At 64.1% G+C, this 18,834-nt stretch carries 18 protein-coding genes; 4 read left to right on the forward strand and 14 right to left on the reverse strand.

Annotated elements, in window-relative coordinates; translation table 11 throughout:
• On the forward strand, positions 1-99 hold a 99-nt coding region (locus ACLHZ1_RS18075; RefSeq protein WP_427262416.1), incomplete at its 5' end, for an IS3 family transposase.
• A gap of 60 nt (positions 100-159) precedes the next feature.
• Here the strand turns inward: ACLHZ1_RS18075 and hutH are convergent.
• The 11 genes from hutH to ftsY form a co-directional block, all read right to left on the reverse strand.
• Positions 160-1,692: a histidine ammonia-lyase gene (gene hutH / locus ACLHZ1_RS18080; RefSeq protein WP_427263193.1), complete on the reverse strand. Its 1,533-nt coding sequence runs from the start codon at positions 1,690-1,692 to the stop codon at positions 160-162.
• Between the two features lies 1 nt (position 1,693).
• Positions 1,694-3,403 carry a urocanate hydratase gene (hutU, locus tag ACLHZ1_RS18085; RefSeq protein WP_427263194.1) on the reverse strand — a complete coding sequence of 570 codons (1,710 nt, stop codon included), beginning with the start codon at positions 3,401-3,403 and terminating at the stop codon, positions 1,694-1,696.
• 36 nt (positions 3,404-3,439) lie between these two features.
• Complete coding sequence (gene hutG / locus ACLHZ1_RS18090) at positions 3,440-4,354, reverse strand: formimidoylglutamase (RefSeq protein WP_427263220.1); 915 nt, start codon at positions 4,352-4,354, stop codon at positions 3,440-3,442.
• A gap of 1 nt (position 4,355) precedes the next feature.
• Entirely contained in the window at positions 4,356-5,591 is a 1,236-nt protein-coding gene (gene hutI / locus ACLHZ1_RS18095; RefSeq protein ID WP_427263195.1) for an imidazolonepropionase, read from the reverse strand.
• Positions 5,592-5,755: 164 nt separating this feature from the next.
• On the reverse strand, positions 5,756-7,078 hold the full coding sequence (locus ACLHZ1_RS18100; RefSeq protein WP_427263196.1) for a YjiH family protein: 1,323 nt from the start codon (positions 7,076-7,078) through the stop codon (positions 5,756-5,758).
• Positions 7,079-7,286: 208 nt separating this feature from the next.
• On the reverse strand, positions 7,287-7,991 hold the full coding sequence (hutC, locus tag ACLHZ1_RS18105; RefSeq protein ID WP_111874356.1) for a histidine utilization repressor: 705 nt from the start codon (positions 7,989-7,991) through the stop codon (positions 7,287-7,289).
• A gap of 11 nt (positions 7,992-8,002) precedes the next feature.
• Positions 8,003-8,656 (reverse strand): carbonate dehydratase, encoded by a 654-nt coding sequence (can, locus tag ACLHZ1_RS18110; RefSeq protein ID WP_427263197.1) that lies wholly within the window; start codon positions 8,654-8,656, stop codon positions 8,003-8,005.
• Between the two features lie 198 nt (positions 8,657-8,854).
• Positions 8,855-9,709, reverse strand: coding sequence for an RNA polymerase sigma factor RpoH (rpoH, locus tag ACLHZ1_RS18115; RefSeq protein ID WP_408796302.1), 855 nt, complete (start codon positions 9,707-9,709; stop codon positions 8,855-8,857).
• A gap of 444 nt (positions 9,710-10,153) precedes the next feature.
• On the reverse strand, positions 10,154-11,107 hold the full coding sequence (gene ftsX / locus ACLHZ1_RS18120) for a permease-like cell division protein FtsX (RefSeq protein ID WP_042000579.1): 954 nt from the start codon (positions 11,105-11,107) through the stop codon (positions 10,154-10,156).
• Positions 11,107-11,775 carry a cell division ATP-binding protein FtsE gene (gene ftsE, locus ACLHZ1_RS18125; protein ID WP_427263198.1) on the reverse strand — a complete coding sequence of 223 codons (669 nt, stop codon included), beginning with the start codon at positions 11,773-11,775 and terminating at the stop codon, positions 11,107-11,109. Before ftsE ends, ftsX begins: the two co-directional genes overlap by 1 nt.
• Before the next feature lie 80 nt (positions 11,776-11,855).
• Complete coding sequence (gene ftsY, locus ACLHZ1_RS18130) at positions 11,856-13,562, reverse strand: signal recognition particle-docking protein FtsY (protein WP_427263199.1); 1,707 nt, start codon at positions 13,560-13,562, stop codon at positions 11,856-11,858.
• Positions 13,563-13,674: 112 nt separating this feature from the next.
• On the opposite strand from ftsY, the gene rsmD reads away from it, so the two are divergent.
• Complete coding sequence (gene rsmD, locus ACLHZ1_RS18135; protein ID WP_427263200.1) at positions 13,675-14,283, forward strand: 16S rRNA (guanine(966)-N(2))-methyltransferase RsmD; 609 nt, start codon at positions 13,675-13,677, stop codon at positions 14,281-14,283.
• Positions 14,280-14,579, forward strand: a complete 300-nt coding sequence (locus ACLHZ1_RS18140; RefSeq protein ID WP_408796311.1) for a DUF1145 domain-containing protein — start codon at positions 14,280-14,282, stop codon at positions 14,577-14,579. The genes rsmD and ACLHZ1_RS18140 overlap by 4 nt, the downstream gene beginning before the upstream one ends.
• Before the next feature lie 38 nt (positions 14,580-14,617).
• Here the strand turns inward: ACLHZ1_RS18140 and ACLHZ1_RS18145 are convergent, their stop codons facing one another.
• Both ACLHZ1_RS18145 and fabR read right to left on the reverse strand, forming a co-directional pair.
• Entirely contained in the window at positions 14,618-14,983 is a 366-nt protein-coding gene (locus ACLHZ1_RS18145) for a YijD family membrane protein (RefSeq protein ID WP_408796313.1), read from the reverse strand.
• 32 nt (positions 14,984-15,015) lie between these two features.
• Positions 15,016-15,636, reverse strand: a complete 621-nt coding sequence (fabR, locus tag ACLHZ1_RS18150; protein ID WP_408791511.1) for an HTH-type transcriptional repressor FabR — start codon at positions 15,634-15,636, stop codon at positions 15,016-15,018.
• 149 nt (positions 15,637-15,785) lie between these two features.
• Between fabR and ACLHZ1_RS18155 the strand changes: the two genes are divergently transcribed.
• Positions 15,786-16,904: a fatty acid desaturase gene (locus tag ACLHZ1_RS18155; protein WP_427263201.1), complete on the forward strand. Its 1,119-nt coding sequence runs from the start codon at positions 15,786-15,788 to the stop codon at positions 16,902-16,904.
• Between the two features lie 470 nt (positions 16,905-17,374).
• Here ACLHZ1_RS18155 and ACLHZ1_RS18160 read toward each other — a convergent pair whose 3' ends face one another.
• A complete protein-coding gene (locus ACLHZ1_RS18160) occupies positions 17,375-18,625 on the reverse strand; it encodes a phospholipase D-like domain-containing protein (RefSeq protein WP_427263202.1) in 1,251 nt (416 codons plus the stop codon).
• Positions 18,626-18,834: the final 209 nt, after the last annotated feature.

The following is an 18,834-nucleotide window of genomic DNA, read 5'->3' on the forward strand; positions in this document are numbered from 1 at the left end:
GAATACATCCACTACTACAACCACGAGCGGATCAAAGCAAAACTAAACGGCCTGAGCCCGGTACAGTACCGAACTCAGGCCATGTCATCCGCCAACTAATGTGTCCAATAAATGGGGTTCACTTCATCGGGCGGTCTTTTGTTATGGGCGGATAACCGCTTAGAGGCTGGGCAGCACCCCGGCCGGGATCAGATCGTTGTAGCTGGCACGGCCCAGCAGGGCGGCGGCGGCCTCGATGTCCGGCGAGAAGTACCTGTCCTTGTCATAGAAGCTGACCTCTTCACGCAGTCGTCCCTTGGCCAGCTCGATGAGCTCTGTGCTGCGCAGGGGGGCACGGAAGTCCAGCCCCTGGGCGGCGGCGAGCAGCTCCACCGCCAGTATGCCGCGGGTGTTCTCCGCCATGTCCGCCAGCCGGCGACCGGCGAAGGTGGCCATGGAGACGTGATCCTCCTGGTTGGCAGAGGTGGGCAGGCTGTCCACCGAGGCCGGGTGGGCTAGCGTCTTGTTCTCGGAGGCGAGCGCCGCCGAGGTGACTTGGGCAATCATGAAGCCGGAATTCACACCGCCGTTGTTGACCAGGAAGGCGGGCAGGCCGGACATGCGCGAGTCGATCAGCAGCGCCATGCGTCGCTCGGACAGCGAGCCGATTTCCGCGATGGCCAGGGCCAGGTTGTCAGCGGCAAAGGCCACCGGCTCTGCGTGGAAGTTACCACCGGAGAGGATCTCCTCATCCTCGGCAAACACCAGGGGGTTGTCGGAGACCGCATTGGCCTCGCACACCAGCACCTCGGCGGCGTGGCGGATCTGGGCCAGACAGGCCCCCATCACCTGGGGCTGGCAGCGCAGTGAGTAGGGATCCTGCACCTTCTCGCAGTTGTGGTGGGACATGCCGATCTCGCTGCCATCCACCAGCAGGTGGCGATAGCAGGCGGCGGCATCGATCTGGCCGCGCTGACCGCGCACCTCATGGATGCGGGCATCGAACGGACGGCGACTGCCCAGCGCCGCCTCCACGCTCATGGCACCTATGGTGATGGCGCCGGCGTAGAGATCCTCGGCGTGGAACAGCCCCTCCAGCGCGAACGCCGTGCTGGCCTGGGTGCCGTTGAGCAGCGCCAACCCCTCCTTGGGTGCCAGGGCGATGGGTTCCAAGCCCGCAATCTTGAGCGCAGTGGCGGCGTCGATAAGCTCCCCTTTGTGGCGGGCCTTGCCCTCCCCGATCAACAAGCAGCTCATGTGGGCCAGGGGGGCCAGATCGCCAGAGGCGCCGACGGAGCCCTTCTTCGGCACCACAGGATAGACCTCGGCGTTGATGAGGGTCATCAGCGCCTCAAGCACAGTCAAACGGATGCCGGAGAAGCCCCGCGCCAGGGAGTTGACCTTGAGCACCATCATCAGCCGCACTGTGGCGTCATCCATGTACTCGCCAATCCCGGCGGCATGGGAGAGCACTATGGAGCGCTGCAGCTCGTCCAGCTGCTCCACCGGGATGCGGGTGTTGGCCAGCAGGCCAAAGCCGGTGTTGATGCCGTAGACCACGCGGTTTTGCTCGATTACCTTGGTGACCACGGCTGCGGAGGCGTGGATCCCCGGCAGGGCGGACGAGTCCAGGCTGACATGGACAGGCTCGCGGCTGACGCGGCGCAGGGTGGCGAGGCAGAGCTTGCCCGGTTGCAGATTGAGTTCAAACATCTTATTTCACCCCTTTGCCAGCTGTGTTCAGCATCGGCAGATCCAGTTTCGCCTCATGGGCACAGTTGATGGCAATCTCGTAGCCGGCGTCCGCGTGACGCATCACGCCGGTGGCCGGGTCGTTGCGCAGCACGCGACCGACCCGCCTGGCGGCGTCGTCGCTGCCGTCACAGACGATCACCACCCCGGAGTGCTGGGAGAAGCCCATGCCCACACCGCCACCGTGGTGCAGGGAGACCCAGGTCGCGCCGCCGGCTGTGTTGAGCAGGGCGTTGAGCAGCGGCCAGTCGGAGACGGCATCCGAGCCATCCATCATGGATTCGGTCTCCCGGTTCGGGCTCGCCACCGAACCGGAGTCCAGGTGGTCACGGCCGATGACGACCGGGGCTTTCAGCTCGCCGTTCTTCACCATCTCGTTGAAAGCCAGGCCCAGGCGCACCCGATCCTTGACGCCGACCCAGCAGATCCGCGCAGGCAGGCCCTGGAAGGCGATGCGCTCGCGGGCCATGTCGAGCCAGTTGTGCAGGTGGGGATCGTCCGGGATCAGCTCCTTCACCTTCTGATCGGTCTTGTAGATATCTTCCGGATCGCCGGAGAGGGCCACCCAGCGGAACGGGCCAATCCCCTCGCAGAACAGCGGGCGTATGTAGGCCGGCACGAAGCCGGGGAAGTCGAAGGCGTTTTTCACCCCCTCTTCCAGCGCCATCTGGCGGATGTTGTTGCCGTAGTCCAGGGTCGCCGCGCCGCGGGATTGCAGGGTCAGCATGGCTTCCACCTGACGGGCCATGGAGCGGCGAGCCGCCACATTGACCTCGTCCGGGGCGCTCTTTTGCAGCTCACGCCACTGGACCACGCTCCAGCCCTGGGGCAGGTAGCCGTGGATGGGGTCATGGGCCGAGGTCTGGTCGGTCACCACGTCCGGGGTGATGCCACGGGCCACCAATTCTGCGAAGACGTCGGCGGCGTTGCCGAGCAGGCCGACGGAGACGGCGCTGCCGCTGCGTTTGGCTTCCTCGACCATGGCCAGCGCCTCATCCAGGCTGTATGCCTTCTTGTCCACATAACGGGTCTTCAAGCGGAAATCGATACGGGTCTCGTCGCACTCCACGGCGATCATGGAGAAACCGGCCATGGTGGCGGCCAGGGGCTGGGCACCGCCCATGCCACCCAGGCCCCCGGTCAGGATCCAGCGCCCTTTGGGCTCACCGTTGAAGTGCTGGTTGGCCACCGCGAAGAAGGTCTCGTAGGTGCCCTGCACGATTCCCTGGGTGCCGATGTAGATCCAGGAGCCGGCGGTCATCTGGCCGTACATCATCAGGCCCTTCTTGTCGAGCTCGTTGAAGTGCTCCCAGTTGGCCCAGTGGGGCACCAGGTTGGAGTTGGCGATGAGCACCCGCGGCGCATCCTTGTGGGTCTGGAACACCCCGACCGGCTTGCCGGATTGCACCAGCAGGGTCTGATCGTCCTCGAGCCGGGTCAGCACCTCGACGATCTTGTCGTAGCAGGCCCAGTTGCGGGCGGCGCGGCCGATACCGCCATAGACCACCAGGGATTGTGGATGCTCGGCTACTTCCGGATCCAGGTTGTTCATCAGCATCCGCAGGGGCGCCTCGGTCAGCCAGCTCTTGGCGGTCAGCTGGGTGCCGTGGGGGGCGCGGATGACCCGGCTCGGGTCATGGCGGGGATCCTGTTTCTGATGGTGCTCGGACATGTGACGCTCCTTGTGCGCTCTGGGGCTCTCGCCCGCTTACTTGGTCAATTGGTGGATCAGGCGGGCGGCCACGCGGGCGCTGATGCCGTCTCGATCCAGACTCGGATTCAATTCAGCCAGATCGGCGAGGCGCAGCTTGCCGCTGGCACGGATCTCGGCGATCAGGGGTTCTATCAGACTCAGGGCCACCCCATGGGCGGCCGGGGCACTCACCCCGGGCATCTGGCCCGCGGGCAGCACGTCGAGATCGATGGTGAGGTAGAGGTGATCCACCTCCGCCATGAAGGCGTCCAGGCCCAGGATCAGGCTCGGCAGCGCATGGGCCGTCATCTCCTCATCCTTGACGACCCACACATTCAGATCTTCGGCACGGGCGAACAGCGCCTGGGTGTTGGCGGTCTCGGCCACCCCGAGGCAGGCGTAGCGAAACGCCGTGCCCTGCAACTGGCACTGCTCGGCAATCTGGAAGAAGGGGGTGCCGGAGCTCGCCTGGGGCGCCTTGCGACGCAGGTCCAGGTGCGCATCGAAGTTGATGATGCCGATGCGACCACGGCCAGCCAGATGACGATTGAGGCCGCTCCAGCTGCCGAAGGCCACCTCATGGCCTCCCCCCAGCACCAGGGGGAACTGACCATCGGCCAGGAGGGCGGCGACCCCGTCGGCCAGCCGCTCATGGGCGGATTCCAGATCCCCCTCCTGGCAGCGGACATCGCCGGCATCCCAGGCCGGGAGGCGGCCATGCCAGGCGGTGTTGGCCAGGGCCTTGCGGATATGCAGGGGCCCCTCGACGGCGCCGACGCGCCCCTTGTTGCGACGCACCCCTTCATCACAGGCAAAGCCCAGCAGGGCAATGCCCCTGGCCGAGCCCGGCTGCCAGGGTTGCACCCTGTTGTGCCAGCGCAGGGCGAGTTCGCCATCTTCCGGGTCGCAGCGACCCTGCCAAACGCTCATATCAACCACGGATCGTCTCCTCGCCATTGACCACACGGCAGACCGGCTGCTCGACGCCGACCAGATAGCTGAGCTCGGCGGGATGGCCGCAGCTCCACACCACGAAATCCGCCGCCATGCCGACCCGCAGCTGCCCCAGCCGCTCCTGCTCCCCCAGGGCGCGGGCGGCGTGACGGGTCACCCCGGCCAGGGCCTCGGGCGGGGTCAGGCCAAACAGGGTGCAAGCCATGTTCATGGCCATGCGCAGGGAAACGATCGGGGCCGTACCCGGGTTGATGTCGGAGGAGACCGCCATGGGCACATGGGCGCGGCGCAGAGCCTCGACCGGCGGCAGCCTGGTCTCCTTGAGGAAGTAAAAAGCGGTGGGCAGCAGGGTGGCGACCACGCCGCGATGGGCCAGGGCATGGATGCCGTCTCCATCCAGGTACTCCAGGTGATCCACAGAGAGGGCGCCGAAGTGGGCGGCCAGGGTGCTGCCCCCCAGGTTGGATAGCTGGTCCATGTGGCCCTTCACCGGCAGGCCGTACTGGGCTGCGGCGAGGTAGACCTGCTCGGTCTGGGCCAGGGAGAAGCCGATGTGCTCGCAGAACACGTCCACCGCATCCGCCAGCCCCGCCTCGGCGGCCGCCGGGATGATCTCCTGGCAGATGGTCTCGACCCAGGAGTCGGGATCGTCCTTGTATTCCGGCGGCACGGCGTGGGCGGCCAGCAGGGTGGTCTTGATCCGGATGGGCAGGGACTGGCCGAGGCGGCGGGCGACCCGCAGCATCTTGAGCTCGTCCGTCAGGGTCAGGCCATAACCGGACTTGATCTCCAGGGTGGTGACCCCCTCGCGCATCAGCGCCTTCACCCGTGGCAGGGCGAGATCGTAGAGTTGATCCTCGCTCGCGGCCCGGGTCGCCTTGACGGTGGAGAGGATGCCGCCGCCACGCCTGGCGATCTCGGCGTAGGGCACCCCTTTCTGACGCAGTTCGAACTCCTCGGCCCGACTGCCGGCGAAGATGAGGTGGGTGTGACAGTCGATGAGACCCGGGGTCACCAGCTTGCCCTTCATGTCCTGCCAGTGGGCGGGGAAGCTGCCCTTGAGCTCATGCATGGGGACCAACCCATGGATCAGGCCGTCGCGCACGCCGATGGCATGGGGCTCCAGCAGGCCATAATCGGCCAGATCCGGCCTCATGGTCGCCGGCAGCACATTGAGCCAGACCCGCTCGCAGTTCAACAGTTCCTTGTTCATATCGCCCCCACAAATGTATATACAATACGTTATAACCTATCTCGAACCAAAAATACAGTAGCGAGATCACATCTTGGCAACACTGGATTTACTTGAGTATAGCCATGAAAAAGCCCACCTGGCGGTGGGCAGAGACCCAAGGGTATATGTATATACAATATGATTCAGGCGAGCCAGCCCAGGGCGATGGCGACCTTGCCCAGCCCCCCGGCCAGCAGCAGGCCAAGCAGGGTGCGGATCAGCCAGATCACCAGCAACTGGCCCACCCCGAGGGGGATCCGGGTCGCCAGGATGCAGGGGATGGAGGCGGACAGGAAGAGCACTGAGCTGACCGACACCACGGCCGCGACGAAGCGCACCAGCAGACCCGCATCCTTGAGCAGAATGGCGGGCAGGAACATCTCCGCCAGACCGGCCGCCAGGGAGCGGGCCGCCACCATGGGCTCATTCATGTCCAGCAGCCAGGTGAAGGGCAGGAAGATCCAGCCGATGACGTCAAACAGCGGCGTATGGTTGGCCAGCAGCAGCCCCATCAGGCCCACCGAAAGGATGGAGGGCACCACGGCCGCCGCCATCTGCACCCCGTCACGCAGGTTGTCCAGCAGTTGGCGCCAGATGGCCGGTGCCTGACGGGACTGGCTCAGGCCGGCCGCCATGGCCGCCTGCCAGCGATTCATGCCGGCGGGCAGGGGCTCGTCCTCCCCTCCCTCATCATCGAGGCGGGAGATGGGCGGGATCCGGGCCGTGATGGCGGTGATCAGGAAGGTGATGACCAGGGTCGACCAGAAGTAGAAGTTCCAGTGAGGCATCAGGTTGAGGGTCTTGGCGACGATAATCATGAAGGCCGCCGACACGGTGGAGAAACCGGTCGCTATGATGGCGGCTTCGCGCAGGCTGTACTTGCCCGCCAGATAGACCCGGTTGGTGATGAGCAGACCGACCGAGTAGCTGCCGACGAAGGAGGCCACCGCATCGATGGCCGAGTGGCCCGGGGTGCGCCAGAGCGGCCGCATGATGGGCTGCATCAGGACGCCGATCAGCTCCAGCAGGCCGAAGCCCAGCAGGAAGGTGAGTGCCAGGGCCCCGATGGGGACGATCAGCCCCACCGTCATGGCCAGCTTGTCGAACAGGAAGGGGAGACTGCCCGGCGCCATCAGCCAGGCAGGCCCGACGCCGCTCAGATAGACCAGGGCCAGCCCCAGGCCGAGCAACTTGAACAGGGTCAGCACCCTGTCGATGGGGCGGGCTCGCCAGCGGCCGCTCCACAGGGGCGCACAGGCACCATAAACGATGAGCGCCATCACCAGGCTCACCGCCAGGGTGCGCTGGGCCACCAGCTGACTCGCCAGGTGATCCACCAGTATGGTGCTCTTGCCCCCCCATTCGAAGGGCACGAAGAAGCTGCCGATCCCCAGGATCGCGGTAAGGATCAGCTTGAAGGCCGCACCGGCCCCCGTGCTCGGTGCCATGACCTGTTCCCTTTCCATCTTGTCTCTCCCTGTTGCTTGACTCACCCGTGCGGTCAGCCGGGATGGCTGCCACAAATGTATATACATATTTACACCAGAACACCGGGGAGGACAAAACAAAAAATTAACAAGAGTGAAACATGGGGAGCCATGTCGGATCCCGGCAGGATCCCGAGATCGGGAAACGAAAAAGGCCCGCGAGGGGCCTTGGTCAGTCGTCTTGAGATCAGGACATCCGGGTCTGGGATCTCAGCTTGTAGCGGGATCCCGGCGACAGCAGCCTGGCATAGGAGACCAGAGCTCCGTCGGACCAGGTGCGGCGATGGAGCAGCAGGCAGGGGGTATCGACCCGCACCTGCAGCAGCCCCGCCTCACCGGCGCTCGGCAACACGGCCTCGACCACGTGCTCCATCTCGGAGAGGGGACACACCTCCATCAGATAGCGGTTCGGGGTCTGGCGGGTGAAGTCCTGCTCGCCATAGCCGGGCAGCTGCCTGGCATCGACGAAGCGCTCCTCCAGCTGCAGCGGCTCCCCATCGGCCTGATGGACGATCAGGCTGTGGAAGATGGGGGCACCGACCCGCAGGCCAAGCTGCACCGCCACCTTCTCGTCGGCGGCCTGACGCTCGAGCCGGATCACCCGGGCGCTGTACTCGGCCCCCTGCTCCGCTATCTCGTCCGCTATGTTGCGAATGGCGAGCAGGGTCGACTCGGTGCGCCTGTCCGCCACGAAGCTGCCGGAGCCTGCGGTGCGGTTGAGCCAGCCTTCGGCCACCAGTTCGCGCAGGGCCTTGTTGACCGTCATCCGGCTCACGGCAAATTGCTCGCACAGGGCGGCCTCGGTCGGGATCCTGTCTCCCGCCTCATAGTGGCGGGAGCGGATGCCGTCGAGCACGTGTTGCTTGATCTGCAAATAGAGCGCGGGGGCCAACGGCAGCGTCCTCAGCGACGGCGCGGACGCTTGTCCGGCCAGGCGCGATAGACATCTGGGATCTGATCCGGCCCGCTGATGCAGAGATCGAGATCGTGCAGCAGACCATCCTTGATGCCGTAGATCCAGCCGTGCACCGCCAGCTCCTGACCCTTGCGCCAGGCGTTCTGGATGATGGTGGTGTAGCAGACGTTGGCGACCTGCTCGGCCACGTTCAGCTCGCACAGGTAGTCGAACCGCTCGTGCTCATCCTCGATGGCCTCGAGCTCTTCGCCGTACTTGAAGTAGACGTCCTTGATGTTGCGCAGCCAGTTGTCGATGAGCCCCAGCTCCTGGTTCTGCATCGCCGCCTTGACGCCACCACAGCCGTAGTGGCCACAGATGATGATGTGCTTCACCTTGAGCACCTCGACCGCGTATTGCAGCACAGAGAGGCAGTTGAAGTCGGTGTGCACCACCAGGTTGGCGACGTTGCGGTGGACGAAGACGTCTCCGGGCAGCAGTCCCATCAGCTGGTTGGCGGGTACCCGGCTGTCGGAGCAACCGATCCAGAGGTATTCGGGGGCCTGCTGGGCGGAGAGGGTAGCGAAGAAATTCGGGTCCTCGGCCTTGATCCGCTCCGCCCACTCGCGGTTGTTGGTAAACAGGTCGTTCAACAGTTTCACTATCTGCTCTCCCTACTGTGGCAGTGGCGGCAACATAACATACACAAGGGTAACCAAGGCAAGGCCGACCAGATGCTCTCGAAACAAAAACAGGGCCATCAGGCCCTGTTTCGTCGATGATGCATCACACCACCATGGCATCTTTCAGCTTCTTGAATGGATTTTTCTCGAGCTGACCAATGCGTTCGGCGAATGCCATCAGGCACCCATGGCGTCTTTCAGCTTCTTGAGGGCATTTTTCTCGAGCTGGCGAATTCGCTCTGCCGAGACGCCGTAGCTGTCGGCCAGCTCCTGCAAGGTGGTCTTGTTGTCATCATCCAGCCAGCGGGCACGGATGATGTGCTGGCTGCGCTCATCCAGGGTCGCCAGGGCCGAGCCCAGACGGCGGGTCGCATGGCTATCCCAGTTGTCGTTCTCTATGGTGGCGGCGAGATCGGACGACTTGTCTTCCAGGTAGTGGACGGGGGCGAAGCCGGCTTCGTCATCCTCGTCACCCACCAGATCGAACGCCTGATCGTAATTGCTCATGCGCGCCTCCATCTCGGTCACATCGCTGACCGAGACGCCGAGCTCGTCGGCCACGGCACGGGCCTCGTCGTGGCTGAACCAGCCTAGACGCTTCTTGGATTTGCGCAGGTTGAAGAAGAGCTTGCGCTGGGCCTTGGTGGTCGCCACCTTGACCATGCGCCAGTTACGCAGCACGTATTCGTGAATTTCGGCCTTGATCCAGTGCACGGCGAAGGAGACCAGACGCACCCCCACACTGGGGTCGAAGCGCTTGACCGCCTTCATCAGGCCGATATTGCCCTCCTGCACCAGGTCGGCCTGGGGCAGGCCGTAGCCGGCATAACTCTTGGCAACGTGAACGACAAAGCGCAGGTGCGACATGACCAGCTGACGGGCAGCCTCGAGATCGCCATCCTGCTGCAACCGCATCGCCAGCTCACGCTCCTCTTCCGCGCTGAGCACGGGAATCGCGTTAACGGCCTGGACATAACCTTCCAGACTGCCTTGGGGGATAAGGGCCATAGTGCGTTGCAATGAAGTTCCCATCTTTTACCTCTTACTCTTGCGTCGCGCCAGTCTAGCAGCCTCAGTCGGGCTGTCCAGGCGGGGGCGACCATTCTGCGGCCTGAGTCAACAACTGAACCAGGTCAGAACCCGGCTCATCTTAGGGTCGCGGGATGAATCATCAATGAACAGTCAAAAAAAGGGGGTCACAGTGAAGGACCCCCGAAAAGTAGCATGCTAAGTCCATTGTTGCGGAGCTCGCAACCTTCACATGCTTGCCAAGTCTGACGAGCGGGGGTCTTACGCCACACCCGTATAAGTTCGATTTTAAGACTGTGTTATTTCGATAAGGTTCCATGGATCTCGGGAAGATCCTGGCGATCATTGACGTCCAGATTACTCCCTGAACGCGAGCTGTGCCAGAAAGGGCCACTTTTTTACTTGATCCAGCTCGCAAAATCCAGTGAATGTTTGTCGATTCCTTGCTCAGGAAGGCTCTATGTCGCGGATATGGCGATGCACGGAGAACCAGGAGGCGATTAGCCCCAGCAGGGCCCCCAGCAGGATCAGGTTGATCCCGTCCACCGCCCCCATGCCCACCAGCCGGAAATGGCTGTTGTAGAGGCCGGCCAGCTCCTTGACCACCCCCTCGCTCCAGATCACCATCACCTCGGTCAACCACCATGCCAGCATGCCGCCGATCACCCCGTACCAGATGCCGGTATAGAGGAAGGGCCTGTGGATGAAGGCATCGGTCGCCCCCACCAGCTTGAGCACCTCAATCTCGGAGCGCTGGTTCAGGATATTGAGCCTGAGGGTATTGCCGACGATGAGCAGCACGGCGCACAGCAGCAGGGCGGCGATCCCCGTGATGGTGTGGCGCAGCAGGTTCATGATGCCCTGCAACCGGGTCAGCCATTGCAGGTCCAGCTTGCCCTGCTCTATGCCGGGCTCGTTCTCCAGCTTGGCCAGCAGCTCGGCAGCCCCTTCCGGGTTCTGCCAGCGGGGATCCGGGATCACGCTCAGCACGGGGGGCAGCGGGTTGCTGTCCAGGTAGTCGAGGGCATCGCCAAAGCCCGAGATCTCGCGAAACTCCTTGAGGGCCTGATCCCGGCTCATGTAGGTCACCGAGGCCACCTCGGGGTAGAGCTGGATCCGCTGCCTGAGCTCCTGGATGTTCTGCTCCGGCAGATCCTTGCGCAGATAGAGGGAGATCTGGGAACTGTTCTGCCAGTTGCCCTCCACCAGTTCGGCGTTCTTGAGCAGCACATGGAAACAGGAGGGCAGCGCCAGGCTGACCCCGAGCACGGCCAGGGTCATCAGGGAGGCGAGCGGATTGCGCCACAGCTCCCCCAGGCTGGCGAAGGCCTGACGCAGATGATCGACCCAATACATGACGAAGCGGCGCAGCAGGGGCTGCTTGTGGCGCACGATAGCCATCAGTTTTCCTCCTGCGGAGAGTGCATACGTCCCGCCTTGAGGGTGAAAGTGCGATAGCGCATGCGGGCGATGAGGCCAAGGTCATGGGTGGCGATCAGCACGGAGACGCCGAAGCGGTTGAACTCCTCGAACAGTCGCATGATGTCCATGGAGAGCTGGGGATCCAGGTTGCCGGTCGGCTCATCCGCCAGCAGCAGGGGCGGCTTGTTGACGATGGCGCGGGCGATGCCGACCCGCTGCTGCTCGCCGCCGGAGAGCATGCGCGGCTGGTAGCGCTCCTTGCCGAGCAAGCCCACCTTGTCCAGGGCCGCGGCGACCCGCTTGTTGATGTCGCCGTGGCTGTAACCGTCGATCACCAGGGGCAGGGCCACGTTGTCGAACACGGTTCTGTCCATCAGCAGGCGGTGATCCTGAAAGATCATGCCGATCTGACGGCGCACATAGGGGATCTGGCGCCGCTGGATCCGACTCACATCCTCCCCATGAAAGAAGACGCGACCATCGGTGGGCCGCTCCATCACGCTGATCAGCTTGAGAAGGGTGCTCTTGCCCGCCCCGGAGTGACCGGTCAGGAAGCCCATCTCCCCCTTGCGCAGGTGAAAACTCACCTTCTGCAGCGCCTGATGGCCGCCGCTGTATACCTTGCTGACCTGATCAAAACGAATCATCTCTGGTCCCTGAAGCTTGAGCTGGCCCCGGCTAGGGGGCGCTGGAGAGAGCAAGGGCCGCCCGTGGACGGCCCTTAGGCTTATTCGTCGCGGCTAAACAACGCCTCGATAAAGTCATTGGCGACGAAGGGGCGCAGATCGTCGATCCCCTCGCCCACCCCGATGAAGCGGATCGGGATCTGGAACTTGTCTGCCACCGCGAAGATGACCCCGCCCTTGGCGGTGCCGTCCAGCTTGGTGAGGGTGATGCCGGTCAGGCCCACCGCCTCGCTGAACAGCTTGGCCTGGCTCAGGGCATTCTGGCCTGTGCCCGCATCCAGGGTCAGCATGATCTCGTGGGGCGTCTCCTGGTCGAGCTTCTTCATCACCCGCACCACCTTCTTGAGCTCTTCCATCAGGTTGCTCTTGTTCTGCAGGCGGCCGGCGGTGTCGGCGATCAGCACGTCAGCCCCGCGGGAGCGGGCGGCCTCGATGGCATCATAGATGACGGAGGCGGAGTCGGCCCCCGTGTGCTGGGCGATCACCGGGATATTGTTGCGCTGACCCCACACCTGCAACTGCTCGACGGCGGCGGCGCGGAAGGTGTCACCGGCGGCCAGCATCACGCTCTTGCCCTCGGCTTGCAGCTGCTTGGCCATCTTGCCGATGGTGGTGGTCTTGCCCACCCCGTTCACGCCGACCATGAGGATCACATAGGGCTTCTTGCCGGTGTCGATGACCAGGGGCTGTTCGACCCTGGCCAGCATCTCGCCCATGTCCTGCTTGAGCAGGCCGTAGAGGGCTTCGCCATCCTTGAGTTGCTTGCGACTGGCGTGCTGGGTCAGGTTGTCGATGATGCGGGTGGTGGTGTCCACGCCGAGATCCGCCGTCAGCAGCTGGGTCTCCAGCTCCTCGAACAGCTCGTCATCGATCTGCTTGCCGCTGAACAGGCCGAAGAAGCCTGAGCCGATATTCTCCTTGGTGCGCACCAGGCTGCGTTTGAGGCGGGCGAAGAAGCCCTCCCGCTGCGGCTTGGCCTGGGTGTCATCGTCCACTTCCGCGGCCAGGGGCAGCGCAGCCAGTTCGGCGGCAGCGCGGGCAGCCTCCTGCTCGGCGGCAACGCGAGCTGCCTCCTGCTCGGCGGCAGCGCGGGCGGCCTCCTGCTCGGCGGCAACGCGGGCGGCCTCCTGCTCGGCGGCAACGCGGGCAGCCTCCTGCTCGGCGGCAACGCGGGCGGCCTCCTGCTCGGCGGCAACGCGAGCGGCCTCCTGCTCGGCGGCAACGCGGGCGGCCTCCTGCTCGGCAGCAAGGCGAGCAGCCTCTTGTTCTGCGGCAAGGCGAGCGGCCTCCTGCTCGGCGGCAATGCGAGCGGCCTCCTGCTCGGCGGCAGCGCGAGCGGCCTCCTGCTCGGCGGCGACACGGGCGGCCTCCTGCTCGGCGGCGACGCGGGCAGCCTCCTGCTCGGCGGCAACGCGGGCAGCCTCCTGCTCGGCGGCAAGGCGAGCAGCCTCCTGCTCGGCGGCAAGGTGGGCGGCCTCGGCCGCCTCGTCACGGGCCAGCAGGTCGGGATTGACGATGACGGGCTCCAGATCGCTGGCACACTCCTCGATCACCAGGGGGCCGGCGCTCTCCTCCTCGCCAACGGGCGTCGCATCCGGCGCCGGGGAGACGGGGGTGTCACTCGATTGGGAGGGGACGCCACTGGCGCCGTCGCTGACAGTCTCGGATTGGGGTGTCTCCGGTTGGACAACCTCGGCCTCTTCTTTCTTGCGGCCGAACCCCAGCCAGGAAAACAAACCTTTTGCCATTTTAAAAAATACTCACTTCGTTGGCTGACTGCTAAGATAGCCGTCCCTCGGCGGGTCGGCATAAAAATGAACCGCCTTATACTATCACTTTATTTTCTGACGACGAAACGCGATGCCCAGAGTGAAATCCAGCAGCAAACGCCCGGGAACCCAGGGTAAATCCGGCTTTGTCCGCATCATCAGCGGCCAATGGCGCGGTCGCAAACTGCCGGTGCAGGATGTGGAAGGACTCAGGCCCACCACGGACCGAGTCAAGGAGACCATCTTCAACTGGCTGGCCCCCCATGTGCGCGGCAGCCGCTGCCTCGACCTGTTCGCCGGCAGCGGCGGTCTGGGGCTGGAGGCGCTGTCCCGCTATGCCGAGCAGGTGACCCTGGTGGAGATGGACAGGGGCGCCGCCGAGCAGCTCAAGAAGAATCTGGCGGCGCTGGGCAGCGGCCAGGGTGCTGTGATCCAGTCCGACGCCATCAACTGGCTGCAGGGGCCGGCCACCCCGTTCGACCTGGTGTTTCTCGATCCGCCGTTTCGCCGCGAGCTGCTGCCCCAGGTGTGCGATCTGCTGGAACAGCGCGGCTGGCTGGCGCCGGACGCCCTCATCTATCTGGAGCGGGAGAAGGAGATGCAGGATCTGCCACTGCCCGGCAACTGGCAGTGCCTCAAGGACAAACAGGCCGGCCAGGTCTGTTATCAACTCTATCTGCGAGAGGAGAACCAAGCATGAAACGCCTGCTGACGCTATTGGCCATGGGACTCACCCTCAGCTTCTGGTGCGGGGTCGTCATCAGCCTGCTGGCCCCCCTGCCCGGCCAGCTCAACCAGATCCTGCCCATCTGCGGCGGCGTCGTCGCCCTGATGCACTGGCTCCAGGCCGGGATGATCCGCTCCGCGTGCAAGCCCTACTTCGCCGTGACCCGGACCGAGCTGGTACTGGTGCTGGTGTTCGGGGTCTTTGCCATGGGAGAGATCCGCGCCCGCCTCAAGGCCATCATAGCGGCGGGGGGCAAGCCGCACTCATAAGCGCAGGCTTGCCCCCTTCTGTCTGCCAGGCCTGCTCGTCAGGCCTTCTCTTTTTTGCCGACGCTGATGCCCAGCTTGATGGAGAGCGCGGCCAGCAGCAGCAACATCATGATCAGCGAGAAGAAGTTGCTGCCCAGTTCCGGATGCTGCACCTTTTCCAGCGCCGAGTGACCGAACACCCCGATCAGGAAGCAGAGCAGGACGCAGACCGGGGTGTTGTCCTCCATGGGTTCGTTCAGATAGCAGCGATAGAGCTGATGGGCCGCCAGCAGGAAGGCGATGATGGGAAAGAAGGAGAAGGGGACGGGGTCGGCGAACAGCACGGAGAGGCTGGCATCGCCACAGATGCCCACCAGCAGGGCCAGCAAGAGCGGCTGCTTGGGGATGGTGTTGACGTCATGCATGGGGAAACTCCTGTTGATTCCGGGAATATGACTCAGATCAGGCCATCGCGACGGCGCTGGTTCTGGACCTCGGCTCCGATGGCAATCATCCGCAACTGGCGCACGGTACGCTCGGCCAGGGCCTTGCACTCCTCGCGGCTCAGGTCGAGGGCATCGGCACCGGCGCTGAAGACGATGGTCACCATGGCCTCGGCCTGGATATAGGCTTCCTCCCTCGGCGCCCCCGAGGTGGCCTCCAGATAGTCGGTCAGCTCGGCGATGAAGTGCTGGATCTCCCGGGCCACCGCCTGACGAAAGGCGGCCGAGGTGCCGGAGCGCTCCCGCAGCAGCAGCCGAAAGATATTGGGATTGTTCTCGACGAACTCCATGAAGGTCATGACGGAGGTGCTGATGACGCCGCCGCCGCCGGCGATGCGCTGGCGCGCCTGACGCATCAACTGGCGCAGGGTCAGACCCCCCTCATCCACCAGGGTCAACCCCAGCTCTTCCATGTCGCGAAAGTGGCGATAGAAGGAGGTGGGCGCGATGCCGGCCTCCCGCGCCACTTCCCGCAGGCTCAGGTTGGAAAAGCTGCGATTGGCGCACAGTTGGCTAAATGCCGCCTCGATCAGAGTGCGCCGGGTCTTTTCTTTCTGTTGTGCGCGAATACCCACGAAAACAATCACCTTCCACTTGACGAGGCCAGATGATAACCCGAAGGCGGGCGCGGATCAGGTTTGTCTGCGACTTTTTTACCATTGACCCGCCGCCGGGCTCCGGGGAGAATAGCTAACAGCTGTTAGCTGAAAAGGACACCTTCAGGATGGAACGCCCACCTATCATCATCACCAACACCCTGCTGTTTGCCCTCTCCGGGCTGACGGCACTGATCGCCGTGCCCTGGTACGGTCTGACCCACGGCTTCGATGCCTGGCAATGGGCCAGCTTCCTCCTGCTGTTCTGCTATTGCGGCATCTCCATCACCGCCGGCTACCACAGGCTCTGGTCCCACAAGGCTTACAAGGCGCATCCGGCGCTGCAGTGGCTGTTCGCCATCGGCGGCGCCCTCGCCCTGCAGAACTCGGCGCTGCACTGGTCCTCGGATCATCGCCGCCATCACCGCAATGTGGACCACGATCAGCAGGATCCCTACTCCGCCAGCCGCGGTTTCTGGTACTCCCACATCGGTTGGATGCTGCGGGAATACCAGCGCGACACCTACCACGACTACAGCAACGTGCGGGATCTGCAGAACAATCCCATCGTCGCCTTCCAGCACAGGCACTACCTGGCGCTGACCCTGGCCACCAACATCGGCATCCCGCTGCTGCTGGGGCTGGTGCACGGCGATCTGCTCGGCATGCTGCTGCTGGCGGGGGTGCTGCGCATGGTGATGACCCACCATACCACCTTCTTCATCAACTCCCTGGCCCATATCTGGGGCAGCCAGCCGTTCACGGACCGCAACAGCGCCCGGGACAACGGCATCCTGGCCTTCTTCACCTTCGGCGAGGGCTATCACAACTACCACCATCTGTTCGAGAACGACTATCGCAACGGCATTCACTGGTGGCAGTTCGATCCGACCAAGTGGCTGATCCGCAGCGCCGCTTGGCTGGGATTGACCAAGGATCTGCGCACCTGCCCCGAGGAGCGCATCGAGCAGGCGCGGCTGCAGATGCAGCTCAAGCGGGCCCATGCCAAGCTGCAAAAACGCGAAGATATGGAGATGTGGCAGGCGCTGCTGCAGGAAGAGTACGACAAGCTGAGCCAGCAGTTGCAGCACTACTACGCCAGCCGCAAGCTCCTGCTGGAGCAGCGCAAGCGCAAGGCGCTGGCCCGCTACGACGCCCTCAAGTTGCAGCTCGAGTACCGCAGCCTCAAGGGCGGTTTTCGGGTCAGTCGCCGCAACTGGCATCGCCTGCTGGCCAACCTGAGCTGACCCATGACCCCAACACCAGAAGGCCTCATCGCGAGGCCTTCTCTCTTTGAGCCGCCAGGGCAGGTCCGGCGGCGGACATAAAAAAATGGGGTGACATCTGGATGTCACCCCCTCGCAAATAGCATGTTCCATTTGGAATCAGACTCATCGACCTGCCTCCCCTCTCCGGGTTTCCGCTCCCAAAGAGACGAGCCGCCATGCGTTCGCACTGGGTGGGCCGACGCTTCCTCTTCCCCAACCCGGCAAGCCGGATTGGTTGTCCTTGCAACTGAAATCTTACCCAGTTCATCGCGAGAAAAACGTTTAACCTGGGCCATAATCATGCAACGCGCCTGAAATCCTGGTGTCACATCTCAATTTTCTTTTTAAAAACATATGGTTGGTTTTTACTCAATGGCAGTTTTGCCGCCGCGCACCCCCAATGGCTTACAAGGTTTTGCGAGATCTCGCACAAGGGTGGGGTGAAAGCGCTACAGCCAGGGGCGCAGCGGCAGCCAGTGGCTCAGACGGGCAACCAGACGCCGCCACCAGGAGGAGACGGGATCCGGCTGGCTGGCCGCACGCCGCCAGTGCGCCAGCCAATCGCGCAACTCGGCGCAGAGGGGCGGACAGTGCAGGCGCAGCATCAGCTCGGTATTGAGGTGCAGGGAGCGCGGATCCAGGTTGAAACTGCCGAGCAGGGCCTCCCGCTCCCCCAGCAGGATCAGCTTGGCGTGCAGGCTGAACCCGCTGCTGGCGGGCAGCTCGGCCAGGGCGATCCCCTGGCGCAGCAACCAGGGCTTGAAGCGGTAATAGGCGCCGTGAACCAGGGGCACGTCCGTGCTGGCCAGGGAGTTGGTGAGCAGGCCGATGGCGATCCCCTGGGCCCGCAGTCGCTGCAGCTCACGGCGCAGGCCCCGGGTCAGGATCAGGTAGGGGCTCACCAGCTGCAATCCGCCCCGGGATTCGGCGAGTCGGCGCCACAGATAGCGGGCGGTGCCCGGCCGGGAGACCAGTCCCTTGCCAGGCCGGTCGAACAGCACCTCGGCGCGCCCAGGGTGCCACACAGGTTCAGGGGCGGGCTCAAACAGCGAGGCGGGCAGGTCATAGATGGCGGCCGTTGCGGGATCGCAGAGGGTGAGCAGGAACTCGTTGACCACGGTCGCCTCCGTGGTCCCGATGCGGCGGCGCAGCAGATGGCGGATGGGCTGGCTCCAGCGGCTGCCCCAGAACTGGACGAATCCCTGCTCCAGCTGCAGGCAGAGGGGGCCGCGACAGCCCAGATCCAGATCGAGAAACTGGGATCCGCCCCCCAGGCCGAAGTAGGCATCCCCTATGTTGCGCCCCCCCAGGATCCCCCGGCTGCCATCGACCAGCAGCAGCTTGTTGTGCATCCTGTGGTTGAGGCGCCGAAAACTGAGGCAGGCCTCCAGCACCAGCGCCAAGGGGCGCCAGCCCCGCAGCCAGAAGGGATTGAACAGCCGCACCTCGATCCCGGGTTCGAATGCCAGCATCTCCAGGAAGCGGTTGTCGCCGGCATAGAGATCATCGATGAGCAGCTGCACGCGCACGCCTCGGCGGGCGGCCCTCAGCAGCTCGGCCAGCAGCAGCTTGCCGCTGCCATCCTCGGCCCAGCTGTAATACTGGGCCTGGATCCGGCTGCGCGCGCCGCGGATCAGGGCGAGCCGCTGCATCAGGGCCTGAGCCGGATCGGCGATCAATGCAAACTCCCCCTCCTTCACCGCGCCTCCTCTTCCTGCTTGGTCAGGCAGAGCATAAAGCGCCCCTGCCTGCCTGTCTCTCCCCCACCGTCATCGCCATGTCACAGGGCTCGTCCATATAGTGGCAGCACGACCTGCAACAAGGAGCTTCTTATGGACCTCAGTCAGCGGACGTCACACCCCCCATACTGCCCGCCCCGCCATCAGCCGCAGTGGTCGCTGCCCCCCTG

This window comes from Aeromonas sobria (assembly GCF_050266975.1).
Taxonomy (GTDB): Bacteria; Pseudomonadota; Gammaproteobacteria; order Enterobacterales; family Aeromonadaceae; genus Aeromonas; species Aeromonas sobria_B.

Coding starts and splice junctions, on each gene's coding strand:
- hutH (WP_427263193.1), bottom strand. CDS start 1,692: ATGTTTGAACTCAATCTGCAACCGGGCAAGCTCTGCCTCGCCACCCTG.
- hutU (WP_427263194.1), bottom strand. CDS start 3,403: ATGTCCGAGCACCATCAGAAACAGGATCCCCGCCATGACCCGAGCCGG.
- hutG (WP_427263220.1), bottom strand. CDS start 4,354: ATGAGCGTTTGGCAGGGTCGCTGCGACCCGGAAGATGGCGAACTCGCC.
- hutI (WP_427263195.1), bottom strand. CDS start 5,591: ATGAACAAGGAACTGTTGAACTGCGAGCGGGTCTGGCTCAATGTGCTG.
- ACLHZ1_RS18100 (WP_427263196.1), bottom strand. CDS start 7,078: ATGGAAAGGGAACAGGTCATGGCACCGAGCACGGGGGCCGGTGCGGCC.
- rpoH (WP_408796302.1), bottom strand. CDS start 9,709: ATGGGAACTTCATTGCAACGCACTATGGCCCTTATCCCCCAAGGCAGT.
- ftsX (WP_042000579.1), bottom strand. CDS start 11,107: ATGGCTATCGTGCGCCACAAGCAGCCCCTGCTGCGCCGCTTCGTCATG.
- ftsE (WP_427263198.1), bottom strand. CDS start 11,775: ATGATTCGTTTTGATCAGGTCAGCAAGGTATACAGCGGCGGCCATCAG.
- ftsY (WP_427263199.1), bottom strand. CDS start 13,562: ATGGCAAAAGGTTTGTTTTCCTGGCTGGGGTTCGGCCGCAAGAAAGAA.
- rsmD (WP_427263200.1), top strand. CDS start 13,675: ATGCCCAGAGTGAAATCCAGCAGCAAACGCCCGGGAACCCAGGGTAAA.
- ACLHZ1_RS18140 (WP_408796311.1), top strand. CDS start 14,280: ATGAAACGCCTGCTGACGCTATTGGCCATGGGACTCACCCTCAGCTTC.
- ACLHZ1_RS18145 (WP_408796313.1), bottom strand. CDS start 14,983: ATGCATGACGTCAACACCATCCCCAAGCAGCCGCTCTTGCTGGCCCTG.
- ACLHZ1_RS18155 (WP_427263201.1), top strand. CDS start 15,786: ATGGAACGCCCACCTATCATCATCACCAACACCCTGCTGTTTGCCCTC.